Origin of the sequence: Burkholderia sp. DN3021 (assembly GCF_049805555.1) — a bacterium.
Lineage (GTDB): Bacteria > Pseudomonadota > Gammaproteobacteria > Burkholderiales > Burkholderiaceae > Burkholderia > Burkholderia pyrrocinia_C.
Window position 1 is genome coordinate 1 of record NZ_JBNCAB010000070.1, and the last position, 12,035, is coordinate 12,035.

The following is a 12,035-nucleotide window of genomic DNA, read 5'->3' on the forward strand; positions in this document are numbered from 1 at the left end:
GCTGCAACTGCCGACGACTATGCCGATCTCATGCCTTGGAGAATGCCTGCCGCCCTCAACCGCTGAGGGGCGTTGTTAAAAGACCGCATACAGTACTTCACCATCCGCGACATCCTGATGCGTCATGCGCGCCGCACGCAACTGTCCGGTGTTCGCGTCGAGTGCGAGATGGACCTTGCGCCAGGTGCGACGCTTCGAGTAGCCATGCTGGCGAACTTTCCATTCGCCTTCGCCGTAGACCTTCGCGTCCGTGCTGTCGACGACCAGGTGCAGCGGCTCACCGCTGTGGATGACAGGCAGTTTCACCTGCAGCGTCTGTGCGCGACGTTCGGTACTGGCAATTCAGCGAAAGCCAGATCACGCAGGCTTTGCGCGAAGCCTTGCAAGGCGGTGTCTATTCGCTCAGCGCGGTGGTGTATGACCGTGGAATGACCAAGGAGTGCAAGGGCTCTGGATCATGGCTTCCGACGGGCGGCACTTGTTGAAGACTGGTGAATTTGTTACCTGCTTCCAACACCTGAGGGGAAGGGCGCCACTGAATTCGTCGACGGCTGTAAGCAACTTTGCAATCAGGCTTGCGGGTAGGCGCTCAGAAGCAAAAAGCCCGCTGCGAGCGGGCTTTTTGCGTGCTACAGATTTGCTACAGCAGAGGGCAGGAGCCTTGCTGGACAAGTCATGCGCTCGTCATTCCATCCCCTGAACTACGGGGAGAGCCATGTCCGGGCGATCGCGCGAAAAACGCGAACCGGACGGCGATGTGGACAGCGCGCAGAGTATAGCAAACGCGCGGCGCATCGGCGGGCGGATTGCACGCCGACGCGCGTATCGCGCGGTCAGCCGCGATCAGAAATCGACGACGACGAAATCTTCCTTGCCCACGTCGCACAGCGGGCACCGCCAGTCGGCGGGAATGTCGGCAAAACGGGTGCCGGGCGCGATGCCCTCGTCGGGCAGCCCTTCCGCTTCGTTGTAGACCCACCCGCAAATCAGGCAGACCCAGCTCTGGTATTCGGTTATTTCGCTCATGTAGCGCTCGGGATAATGAAAGCTCGGTAATGCCGTCCGCAGCCTCGCCGGCGGACGAAAGGCGCAATGTTACCGGAATTTCGCCGAACGCCTGCGCAACGTCGTTTTAAACGTACGCATCGCGAACAATGGGTGTCATCACGTGCGGCGGGCTTGCAGTGTATGCTTCGTGGGCCTGTCAATCTGAAGGAGGTAACGATGCTCAACAGAAAGTGGATCGCGGGTGCGGTTTGTGTCGCGGCGCTGGCCGTGTCGACGCTCGCGCGCGCCGAAGCACGCGTGTTCTTTGTCGAGCCGCAGGACGGCGCGACGGTGTCCAGCCCCGTGCACGTGAAGTTCGGTCTCGAAGGCGTGGCGCTCAAGCCGGCCGGCGACATGACGCCGAATACGGGCCACCATCACCTGCTGATCGACGGCAAGCCGGTGCCGAAGGGCGACGTGATCCCGGCGTCCGACCATTCTCTGCATTTCGGCAAGGGCCAGACCGAAACCGATGTGAAGCTGCCGCCCGGCCCGCACACGCTGACGCTGCAGCTCGGCGACGGTGCGCACCGTTCGTACGGTCCCGAAATGAGTTCGACTACCACGGTCAACGTGAAGTAACCGCAGCATCCTGCGCGGGCGCCCGATGCGCCATGCGCGGGATGGCCGGCCGACCGGCCGCGGGCATCGGGCCGGCATTTGCCCGTTCACCTGGTCGCGCGCAATCCGCGGCCGGCATCCGGTACCGGAAACCGGCCGCAAGCCATACATGGCGACGCTCCATCGCACCGCGTCGACGCGGTTCGAGTGCCGCTTGCAGGGCTAGTCCGTCCGGCCATACCGGTGGCGGCGTCCGCGACCGGTACAATGGGCGCTTCCGATTCCTCTCTCTCCGCCGTCTCCCCATGTCGCTCTATTCCATTACCGGCGCGCAGCTCGCGTTCGGTCACGTCGCGTTGCTCGATCACGCGGATTTCTCGCTGGAAGCCGGCGAGCGCGTCGGCCTGATCGGCCGCAACGGCGCGGGCAAGTCGTCGCTGCTGAAGATCGTCGCCGGCCTCGCGAAGCCCGACGACGGGCTGGTCACGCGCCAGCAGGAACTGGTGACCGTCTACGTGCCGCAGGAGCCTGAATTCGAGCCGGGCGCGACGGTGTTCGATGCGGTCGCGTCGGGGCTCACGCACACGCGCGAACTGCTCGAAGAATACGATTCGATCGCGCACCGCCTCGCGGATATACCGGAAGGCGCCGAGCACGATGCGCTGCTCGCGCGGATGAACGCGCTGCAATCGTCGCTCGACGCGCACGACGCATGGAGCTGGCGCACGCGCGTGTCGATGACGCTCGCGCAGATCGGCCTGCCGGACGGCGACGCGAGCGTCGACGCGCTGTCGGGCGGGATGCAGAAGCGCGTCGCGCTGGCGCGCGCGCTGGTGCTGCAGCCCGACGTGCTGCTGCTCGACGAACCGACCAACCACCTCGACTTCGACGGCATCCGCTGGCTGGAAGAGCTGCTCGTCGCGCAGCGCGCGGGCCTGCTGTTCATCACGCACGATCGCGCGTTCCTCGACCGCGTCGCGACGCGCATCGTCGAGCTCGACCGCGGCCGGCTGCTGTCGTACCCGGGCAATTTCTCCGCGTACCAGACCCGCAAGGCGCAGCAGCTCGAAGTCGAGCGCGTGGAAAACGAGAAGTTCGACAAGCTGCTCGCGCAGGAAGAGGTGTGGATCCGCAAGGGCGTCGAGGCGCGCCGCACGCGCAGCGTGGGCCGCATCGCGCGGCTCGAGCAGATGCGTCACGAGCGCGCGGAGCGCCGCAATTCGCAGGGCAACGTAAGGCTCGACGTCGCGCAGGGCGAGAAGTCCGGCAAGATCGTCGCGGAGCTGACCGACGTGACGAAGCGCTACGGCGGCCGTACGGTCGTCGACCGCTTCTCGACGACGGTCATGCGCGGCGACAAGATCGGCTTCGTCGGCCCGAACGGCGCGGGCAAGACTACGCTGCTCAAGCTGATCCTCGGCGAGCTGAAGCCCGACGAAGGCACGGTGCGCACCGGCACGAACCTTCAGGTCGCGTATTTCGACCAGATGCGCGCGCAGCTCGACCAGGAGAAGAGCCTCGCGGATACCATCAGCCCCGGCAGCGAATGGGTCGAGATCGGCGGCGTGCGCAAGCACGTGATGAGCTATCTCGGCGACTTCCTGTTCGCGCCGGAGCGCGCGCGTTCGCCGGTGAAGTCGCTGTCGGGCGGCGAGCGCAACCGGCTGCTGCTCGCGCGCCTGTTCGCGCGTCCGGCCAACGTGCTGGTGCTCGACGAACCGACCAACGACCTCGACATCCCGACGCTCGAACTGCTCGAAGAGTTGCTGGCCGACTACGACGGCACGGTGCTGCTCGTCAGCCACGATCGCGCGTTCCTCGACAACGTCGTGACGTCGGTGATCGCGGCCGAAGGCGACGGCAAGTGGCGCGAATACGTCGGCGGCTTCACCGACTGGCAGATCCAGAGCGAGCGCTCGGAGCAGCTCGCGCAGCAGGAAGCCGCGAAGCGCGCGGTCAAGGAAGCGGCGCCCGTCAAGGAAGAGCCGGCGAAGAGCGCCGCGGGCCGCAATGCGCAGCGCACGGTGAAGCTGTCGTTCAACGAGCAGCGCGAACTCGATTCGCTGCCGGAGAAGATCGCCGCTCTCGAAGAAGAGCAGAAGACGATCAATGCGCAACTCGAGGACGGCTCGATTTTCGCGAAGGATCCGCAGGAAGGCACGCGCCTGACCGAGCGGTTCGCGGCGATCGACGACGAATTGCTCGCCGCGCTCGAACGGTGGGAAACGCTCGAGGCGAAGCGCAAGCCGGCATAACGCGCGTCGCGCGCCGCGCGGCCGGCGATGGCCGCGCGATGATCTCGCGATTGGCATGCCACGCGGAACCAGTAAAATACCGCGCGTCCCGGGTAGCGCAGCACGCCGCGCGCCCGCTTTCGGAGCAGTCCAAGCACACCGTTGTTTCGATTCGCTTTTTTACGGAACTCAATGTTTTGTCCACGACGTTATCCACACGAGGTGTGGACAACGTCCCGATGAATGACGAAATTCAGCGCCTATGTCAACGAAGAAACCCAGCGCGGCCTATAGCGAAGCATCGATCAAGGTGCTCAAGGGTCTCGAGCCGGTCAAGCAGCGGCCCGGCATGTACACCCGTACCGAGAATCCGCTGCACATCATCCAGGAAGTCATCGACAACGCGTCCGACGAGGCACTCGGCGGCTACGGCAAGCAGATCACGGTCACGCTGCACACCGACCAGTCGGTGTCGGTCGAGGACGACGGCCGCGGCATCCCGTTCGGCATGCACCCCGAAGAAGGCGTGCCGGTCGTCGAGATCGTGTTCACGCGCCTGCATGCGGGCGGCAAGTTCGACAAGGCCGCGGGCGGCGCGTATACGTTCTCGGGCGGCCTGCACGGCGTCGGCGTGTCGGTGACGAACGCGCTCGCGACGCGCCTCGACGTGACGGTCTGGCGCGACGGCAAGATCGCCGAACTCGGCTTTGCCGACGGCGACGTCGTGAAGCCGCTGGCGACGCAGGGCGCGGGCCGGGGCGAGAAGAAATCCGGCACGCGCGTGCAGGTGTGGCCGAATCCGAAGTACTTCGATTCGCCGAACCTGCCGCTCGGCGAACTGCAGCGCCTGCTGCGCTCGAAGGCCGTGCTGCTGCCGGGCGTCGAGGTCGTGCTCGTCAACGAAAAGACCGGCGAGCGCCAGACGTGGAAGTACGAGGACGGCCTGCGCGGCTACCTGCTCGACGAGATGAACGGCAGCGAACTGCTGATCCCGCTGTTCGAAGGCGAGCGTTTCGCCGATTCGCGTTCGGGCGACGATACGTTCGCCGAGGGCGAGGGTGCGTCGTGGGTCGTTGCCTGGAGCGAGGAAGGCTCGCTCGTGCGCGAGTCGTACGTGAACCTGATCCCGACGCCGGCAGGCGGCACCCACGAATCGGGGCTGCGCGACGGTCTCTATCAGGCGGTGAAAAGCTTCGTCGAGCTGCACAATCTGCAGCCGAAGGGCGTGAAGCTGCTCGCCGAAGACGTGTTCGCGCGCGTGTCGTTCGTGCTGTCCGCGAAGGTGCTCGATCCGCAGTTCCAGGGGCAGATCAAGGAACGCCTGAACAGCCGCGACGCGGTGAAGCTCGTGTCGTCGTTCTCGCGCCCCGCGCTCGAACTGTGGCTGAACCAGCACGTCGAGCACGGCAAGAAGCTTGCCGAACTCGTGATCAAGCAGGCGCAGGCGCGCACGCGCGCGGGCCAGAAGGTCGAGAAGCGCAAGAGCTCGGGCGTCGCGGTGCTGCCCGGCAAGCTGACCGACTGCGAGACCGAGGATATCGAGCGCAACGAGCTGTTCCTCGTCGAGGGCGATTCGGCGGGCGGCTCCGCGAAGATGGGCCGCGACAAGGAGTACCAGGCAATCCTGCCGCTGCGCGGCAAGGTGCTGAATACCTGGGAAACCGAGCGCGACCGCCTGTTCGCGAACAACGAAGTGCACGACATCTCGGTTGCGATCGGCGTCGATCCGCACAGCCCGGACGACACCATCGACCTGTCGAACCTGCGCTACGGCAAGATCTGCATCCTGTCGGACGCGGACGTCGACGGCTCGCACATCCAGGTGCTGCTGCTCACGCTGTTCTTCAAGCATTTCCCGCAACTGATCGAGCGCGGCCACGTGTATGTCGCACGGCCGCCGCTGTTCCGCGTCGACGCGCCCGCGCGCGGCAAGAAGCCCGCGCAGAAGCTCTATGCGCTCGACGACGGCGAGCTGGAAGCGATCCTCGACAAGCTGCGCAAGGACGGCGCGCGCGAGACGCAGTGGAGCATCAGCCGCTTCAAGGGTCTCGGCGAAATGAGCGCCGAGCAGCTTTGGGACACGACGATGAATCCCGACACGCGCCGCCTGATGCCGATCAAGCTCGGCGAGCTCGACTTCGACGCGACCGTCGCGCGGATGACGATGCTGATGGGCAAGGGCGAGGCAGCCGCGCGGCGCGGCTGGCTCGAGGAAAAGGGCAACGACGTCGAAGCGGATATCTAAGCCCCCTGCGCGCGGCCGGGCATGACGCCCGGCCCGGCCTCACGCCACTTACGAATACGGAATTCAGATGGACGACAACACTTCCGATCTCTTTGCCAGCCCCGACGCGCCCGAGAGCGACGCGCTGACGCTCGGCAACTACGCGGAGCAGGCGTATCTCAGCTACGCGGTCAGCGTCGTGAAGAGCCGCGCGCTGCCCGACGTGTGCGACGGCCAGAAGCCGGTGCAGCGCCGGATTCTGTTCGCGATGAACGAAATGGGCCTCGGCCCGGACGCGAAGCCGGTGAAGTCGGCGCGCGTGGTCGGCGACGTGCTTGGTAAATACCACCCGCACGGCGACCAGTCGGCATACGACGCGCTCGTGCGTCTCGCGCAGGATTTCTCGCTGCGCTACCCGCTGATCGACGGGCAGGGCAACTTCGGCTCGCGCGACGGCGACGGCGCGGCGGCAATGCGTTACACCGAAGCGCGGCTCACGCCGATCGCGAAGCTGCTGCTCGACGAGATCGACCAGGGCACGGTCGACTTCATGCCGAACTACGACGGCTCGTTCGACGAACCGAAGACGCTGCCGAGCCGCATGCCGTTCGTGTTGCTGAACGGCGCGTCGGGCATCGCGGTCGGCCTCGCGACGGAAATCCCGTCGCACAACCTGCGCGAAGTGGCGGCCGCGGCGGTTGCACTGATCCGCAATCCGAAGCTTTCGCACGCGGAGCTGATGAACCTGATCCCCGGCCCGGATTTCCCGGGCGGCGGCCAGATCATTTCGAGCGACACGGAAATCGCGGCGGCCTACGAAACGGGCCGCGGCAGCCTGAAGGTGCGCGCGCGCTGGAAGATCGAGGATCTCGCGCGCGGCCAGTGGCAGCTCGTCGTCACCGAGCTGCCGCCGAGCACGTCGGGCCAGAAGGTGCTCGAGGAAATCGAGGAACTGACCAACCCGAAGCTCAAGCTCGGCAAGAAGACGCTGACGCCCGAACAGCTCAACACGAAGAAGGCGATGCTCGACCTGCTCGACGCGGTGCGCGACGAGTCGGGCAAGGAAGCGGCGGTGCGGCTCGTGTTCGAGCCGAAGTCGCGCACGATCGACCAGACGGAATTCGTGAACACGCTGCTCGCGTACACGAGCCTCGAATCGAACGCGACGCTGAACCTCGTGATGATCGGCGCCGACGGCCGGCCGGGCCAGAAGGGCCTGCTGACGATCCTCGACGAATGGGTGAAGTTCCGCCAGCTGACGATGACGCGGCGCACGCGCCATCGTCTCGCGAAGGTCGACGACCGCATCCATATCCTCGAAGGGCGGATGATCGTCTTCCTGAACATCGACGAGGTGATCCGCATCATCCGCGAGTCGGACGAGCCGAAGGCTGCGCTGATGAGCGCGTTCGGCCTCTCCGAGCGGCAGGCCGAGGACATTCTCGAAATCCGGCTGCGCCAGCTCGCGCGGCTCGAGAAGATCAAGATCGAGAAGGAACTCGAAGCGCTGCGCGACGAGAAGGCGAAGCTCGAGGAACTGCTTGCGAACGAAAGCGCGATGAAGCGGCTGATGATCAAGGAGATCGAGGCCGACGCGAAGCAGTACGGCGACGAGCGCCGCACGCTGATCCAGCAGGAAAAGCGCGCGACGTTCGAGGCGAAGGTGGTCGACGAGCCGGTGACGGTCGTCGTGTCGCAGAAGGGCTGGGTACGCGCGCTGAAGGGCCACGGGATCGACCCGGCAGGCTTCACGTTCAAGGCCGGCGACCATCTGTATGCGGCGTTCCAGTGCCGCACGCCCGATCGCCTGATCGCATGGGGCAGCAGCGGCCGCGTGTATTCGGTCGACGTGTCGGTGCTGCCGGGCGGGCGCGGTGACGGCGTGCCGGTCACGTCGCTGATCGAGCTCGAATCGGGTTCGCACCTGATGCACTACTATGCGGCGCCGGCCGACCAGCAACTGCTGCTCGCATCGAGCAACGGCTTCGGCTTCCTGGCGAAGGTCGGCGACATGGTGAGCCGCGTGAAGGCCGGCAAGTCGTTCATGACGATCGATACGGGCGTAGCAGCGGGCGCGGTGCCGCTCGCGCCGATGCCCGTGCTGCCGAACGCGACGCAGGTCGCGTGCCTGTCGAGCGGCGGCCGCCTGCTCGTGTTCGGGATGGACGAGATGAAGACGCTGTCCGGCGGTGGCCGCGGCGTGATCCTGATGGCGCTCGACGACAAGGAAACGCTCGTGCAGGCGCTCGCGATCGATCCGGCGGGCGTCGTGCTGATCGGCACGGGCCGCGGCGGCAAGGCGCAGGACGACACGCTGTCGTATGCGGGGCTCGCGCCGCATATCGGCAAGCGCGCACGCAAGGGCCGCGCGCCGGACACGAAGCTCAAGGTCGTCAACGAGCTGCGTCCGCTGCTCGGCTGACGCCGCGCGCGATCGTCCGGTTCGGCCGCGATCGAAGGCCGCACTTCCGCTTCGGCGGACGTGCGGCCTTTTCTTTGGGACCGCGGATTCGGGTGATTCGGGTAAGCAAGCGTGGCGCTGTCACGCGGAACTTGCAAAATATTGTGAAATCGCGCCTGGGGCCTGAACCGCGCGGCGACAGGCCGGTCGAACGACGTTCGATGCCGCGTGCGACGCGGCCGTTCGCAGCACCCACCCCATCACAGGATTGCCGCCATGTCCCACGCTGTTGCCGTCGCGCTGTTTCTTCATCTGCTGGCCGTTGCCGTGTGGGTGGGCGGGATGGTCTTCGCGAACTTCTGCCTGCGTCCGGCATTGTCCGACCTGTCGCCGCAGCTCCGGTTGCCGCTGATCGAAGGCGTGTTCGGCCGCTTCTTCAACTGGGTGGCGGGTTCCGTGATCGTGATCCTGCTGTCCGGCGGCTTCCTGCTCGTGGAGTTCGGCGGCGCGCACGCGACGTGGTCGCTGCACGCGATGGCCGGGCTCGGCGTCGTGATGATGCTGATCTTCGGGCACATCCGCTTCGCGCTGTTTCCGCGCATCCGCCGCGCGGTGCAGGCGCAGAACTGGCCGGACGGCGCGCGCGCGGTGAACGCGGTGCGCCTGCTCGTCGTCGTCAATCTCGTGCTCGGTGTCGTCACAGTCGGTGCGGCCGTGCTGTCGCGCGGCTTCTGATCTTCAGGCGCATGCCGGCGCCAACCGCGGGCGCGCCGGCATGCGCCGCTACGCGGCCAGCATCGCGTCGAGCAGCCAGGAGCCGGCCGGGCCGAGCGGGCGGTTGCGCGACCATACCGCATCCACCCGCACACGGCGCGGCCAGCCGCGTGCGCGCAGTTCGCACAGGCGATCGCGCGCGAAGTGGTCGACCATCCAGCGCGGCAGCTCGGCCCAGCCGAACCCCAGCACCGCCATCTCCAGCAGCATCAGGTAGCTCGGCGCCAGCCAGTGCTGCGTGCCGACGACGATCCGGTCGTCGGCGCTGCGGCCTTCCGTTTTCACATAGGTGTTGAGGCGCAGTTCGCGCACGTCGCGCAGCGCCGCGTGCGGCACTTCCGTATCGCCGTATTCCGCAAGCGCATGCGTGCGCCCGACGAACAGCCCGATCTCCGATTCCTCCGCCACCGTCGCCGCGCCGATATCGGCCGGGTAGGCAGCGCGCGCGGCCATCAGCCCGAGCTGCGCGCGACCCTGCTGGATCAGGTCGAGCACGTCTTCGTGCTCGGCGATCTGGCATTCGAGCTCGAGCGCCGGAAAGCGCCGTTCGAGCGCCATCAACGTTTCCTCGTAGCGCTTCGACTGGTACGTATCGGACACGACGAGCGTCAGCCGTGCTTCTTCGCCCTGTGCGAGCCGCGCGGCCGTGCGGTCGATCGCCGCGCCGGCCTCGAGTGTGCGCTGCACCTGCGGCAGCAGCGCGCGCCCGGCGTCGGTCAGCGTCGGTGCGCGCGTCGAGCGGTCGAACAACTGCACGCCGAGATCGATCTCGAGGTTCGCGATCGCCTCCGACACGGTCGACTGGCGCTTGCCGAGCTTGCGCGCGGCGGCCGTGAACGAGCCGAGCAGCGCGGCTTCGACGAATGCGAGCAGGGCTTCGGGGGCGTGGCGCATGTGGCGCTCCAGGCTTTGTTGTATCGGTAAAACCGATGATATCAAACTGGATTCATACGGTTACGCCGATCAAAATGACCGATATGAATGACGTAACGAATCGGAGGGAACCATGAAACAGATGAACAAAACGGTGACGGAACGGCTGCTGCATGCGCTGACGTTCGAGCTGGTCGCGATCGCGCTGTGCGCGCCGATCGGCGCGTGGCTGCTCGATATGCCGGTATCGCACGTCGGTGTGCTGACGGTGATGGTGTCGCTGATCGCGATGGCGTGGAACATGACCTTCAACACGCTGTTCGACCGCTTCGAACGGCGCGCGGGGCTGTCGCGCACGCTCGGCATGCGGATCGCGCACGCGGTCGTCTTCGAGCTCGGCCTCGTCGCGATGGTGGTGCCCGTTGCCGCGTGGTGGCTGAACGTGAGCCTCGTCGAGGCGCTGCTGCTCGACCTCGGCATCGTGCTGTTCTTCCTGCCGTACACGTTCTGCTTCAACCTCGCGTACGACGCGCTGCGCGCCCGCTGGATGGCACGCCGGGTCGCGGTGCAGGCGGGGTGAAGTCGCCTGGTGCCGGTGAGTGCCGGTCGAGTCCGGTAGCGTGACGGCCGCCCGTCAGCGCACGGCCCACAACCACACGCCGCAGACAACCGCGACCGCGCCGTAGACGGCATAGACGGGCACCCTGAGGCGCGTGAAGCACAGCGTCGCGAACGCGCCCGTCAGCCAGTAAATCGGGTCGGCCGGCTCGCGATGCAGAATCTTCACGACGGCGACGACGAGAAAGCCCGTCGTCGCCGCGCGCAGCAGGCGCATCCCGTGCTCGAAGCGCGAATGGCGCTTGAGCCGGGACAGGTGGTTCTGAGCAAACACGACGAGACAACCCGACGGAATGAACAGCGCGGCCGTGGCGAGCAGCGCGCCGACCCAGCCGTCGGTCAGGTAGCCGAGAAACGGCACGACGTTCAGCAGCGGCCCCGGCGCCACGGGGGACAGCGCGAACGCCAGCGTGAAGTCGTGATCGGAGATGCCCGTGGCCGGCGAGACGAACAGCGTCTTGAGCACCGGCAGCGCGGAGAAGCCGCCGCCGAACAGCGTCATGCCGGCGCCCGCGAGGCGCGGCCACAGCAGTTGCTCCTGGTAATCGCCTGGCAGCGGCACGGCGAACAACGCGACGAGCACGCCGAGCAGCACGAGCAGGTTGCGGTCGCGTTTCGACAGCGTGAAATCGACCGCGTCGCGTTGCGTCGGCCCGGTCAGCCAGCCCGCTGCAAACGCAGCGAAAAGAATCCCGACGAAAGCGGCCGGACTATGCGCGAACGCGAGCAGAATCGTCGACAGCGCGGCGATCGCCTGTTCGAGCCGCGTGCGCGCGAGCATGCGCAACTGCTTGACCCACGTGATGCCGATCAGCGCGGCGAGCACCATCCCGAAGTGATTGATCAGCATCGGCGCGGCAAGCGAGCGCACGAGCGGCGTGCGATAGAAGATCGCGAACAGCGTCATCAGGATGGAAAACGGCAGCACGCTCGCGAGGCCGGCGACCCATGCGCCGGCGCGACCGTGCAGCGTCTGGCCGACCTGCACCGCAACGTTGCAGCCGACGGGGCCCGGCACGAGCCACGCGAGCGCGACGAGATCGCCGAATACGTGCGGTTCGATGCGCTGCAGCCGTTCCACGTAGTGGCGTTCGAGTTGCGCCATCATCGAAAGCCCGCCCCACGAGATCGCCGAAATGCCGGCGACGACCTTGAACAAGGTCCATAGGGATGCCGGCGCCTCTTCGACACGAGCGGTCACTTCGACTTCGACGGTTGTCATGGTTGTGGTGTTGGCGCAGGCCAGATCTCGCGCGTATAGACGCTGACGGCGGCCCGCCGATACGTTGGCCCTCCCGATTGT

Annotated in this window: 9 protein-coding genes and 1 pseudogene; 6 read left to right on the forward strand and 4 right to left on the reverse strand. The window is 66.4% G+C overall.

Annotated features, from left to right (window positions below; translation table 11 throughout):
* Window positions 1-90 precede the first annotated feature (90 nt).
* Together ACPUER_RS27165 and ACPUER_RS27170 are read right to left on the reverse strand one after the other, a co-directional pair.
* Window positions 91-440 (reverse strand): annotated as a pseudogene (locus tag ACPUER_RS27165) (transposase); the annotation flags it as partial.
* A gap of 403 nt (window positions 441-843) precedes the next feature.
* Entirely contained in the window at window positions 844-1,026 is a 183-nt protein-coding gene (locus tag ACPUER_RS27170) for a rubredoxin (protein ID WP_175962825.1), read from the reverse strand.
* Window positions 1,027-1,224: 198 nt separating this feature from the next.
* On the opposite strand from ACPUER_RS27170, the gene ACPUER_RS27175 reads away from it, so the two are divergent.
* From ACPUER_RS27175 to ACPUER_RS27195, 5 genes are all read left to right on the forward strand, one after another.
* A complete protein-coding gene (locus tag ACPUER_RS27175) occupies window positions 1,225-1,629 on the forward strand; it encodes a DUF4399 domain-containing protein (protein ID WP_175962826.1) in 405 nt (134 codons plus the stop codon).
* 284 nt (window positions 1,630-1,913) lie between these two features.
* The gene (locus ACPUER_RS27180; RefSeq protein ID WP_425132603.1) at window positions 1,914-3,863 is read left to right on the forward strand and encodes an ATP-binding cassette domain-containing protein; all 1,950 of its coding nucleotides are present in this window, start codon (window positions 1,914-1,916) and stop codon (window positions 3,861-3,863) included.
* 241 nt (window positions 3,864-4,104) lie between these two features.
* Window positions 4,105-6,087, forward strand: coding sequence for a DNA topoisomerase IV subunit B (gene parE / locus ACPUER_RS27185; RefSeq protein WP_034184787.1), 1,983 nt, complete (start codon window positions 4,105-4,107; stop codon window positions 6,085-6,087).
* Window positions 6,088-6,154: 67 nt separating this feature from the next.
* On the forward strand, window positions 6,155-8,488 hold the full coding sequence (gene parC, locus ACPUER_RS27190; protein ID WP_425132604.1) for a DNA topoisomerase IV subunit A: 2,334 nt from the start codon (window positions 6,155-6,157) through the stop codon (window positions 8,486-8,488).
* Window positions 8,489-8,743: 255 nt separating this feature from the next.
* Entirely contained in the window at window positions 8,744-9,202 is a 459-nt protein-coding gene (locus ACPUER_RS27195; protein ID WP_047898700.1) for a CopD family protein, read from the forward strand.
* 48 nt (window positions 9,203-9,250) lie between these two features.
* On the opposite strand, the gene ACPUER_RS27200 is transcribed toward ACPUER_RS27195, so the two are convergent.
* Window positions 9,251-10,135 carry a LysR family transcriptional regulator gene (locus ACPUER_RS27200; RefSeq protein ID WP_425132605.1) on the reverse strand — a complete coding sequence of 295 codons (885 nt, stop codon included), beginning with the start codon at window positions 10,133-10,135 and terminating at the stop codon, window positions 9,251-9,253.
* A 112-nt stretch (window positions 10,136-10,247) separates the two neighbouring features.
* Here ACPUER_RS27200 and ACPUER_RS27205 point away from each other — a divergent pair, with 112 nt between their 5' ends.
* On the forward strand, window positions 10,248-10,694 hold the full coding sequence (locus tag ACPUER_RS27205) for a multidrug/biocide efflux PACE transporter (RefSeq protein ID WP_072440835.1): 447 nt from the start codon (window positions 10,248-10,250) through the stop codon (window positions 10,692-10,694).
* Window positions 10,695-10,748: 54 nt separating this feature from the next.
* Here ACPUER_RS27205 and ACPUER_RS27210 read toward each other — a convergent pair whose 3' ends face one another.
* Window positions 10,749-11,954 carry a chromate transporter gene (locus tag ACPUER_RS27210; protein WP_425132606.1) on the reverse strand — a complete coding sequence of 402 codons (1,206 nt, stop codon included), beginning with the start codon at window positions 11,952-11,954 and terminating at the stop codon, window positions 10,749-10,751.
* Between the last annotated feature and the right edge of the window lie 81 nt (window positions 11,955-12,035).

Coding starts and splice junctions, on each gene's coding strand:
- ACPUER_RS27170 (WP_175962825.1), bottom strand. CDS start 1,026: ATGAGCGAAATAACCGAATACCAGAGCTGGGTCTGCCTGATTTGCGGG.
- ACPUER_RS27175 (WP_175962826.1), top strand. CDS start 1,225: ATGCTCAACAGAAAGTGGATCGCGGGTGCGGTTTGTGTCGCGGCGCTG.
- ACPUER_RS27180 (WP_425132603.1), top strand. CDS start 1,914: ATGTCGCTCTATTCCATTACCGGCGCGCAGCTCGCGTTCGGTCACGTC.
- parE (WP_034184787.1), top strand. CDS start 4,105: ATGTCAACGAAGAAACCCAGCGCGGCCTATAGCGAAGCATCGATCAAG.
- parC (WP_425132604.1), top strand. CDS start 6,155: ATGGACGACAACACTTCCGATCTCTTTGCCAGCCCCGACGCGCCCGAG.
- ACPUER_RS27195 (WP_047898700.1), top strand. CDS start 8,744: ATGTCCCACGCTGTTGCCGTCGCGCTGTTTCTTCATCTGCTGGCCGTT.
- ACPUER_RS27200 (WP_425132605.1), bottom strand. CDS start 10,135: ATGCGCCACGCCCCCGAAGCCCTGCTCGCATTCGTCGAAGCCGCGCTG.
- ACPUER_RS27205 (WP_072440835.1), top strand. CDS start 10,248: ATGAAACAGATGAACAAAACGGTGACGGAACGGCTGCTGCATGCGCTG.
- ACPUER_RS27210 (WP_425132606.1), bottom strand. CDS start 11,954: ATGACAACCGTCGAAGTCGAAGTGACCGCTCGTGTCGAAGAGGCGCCG.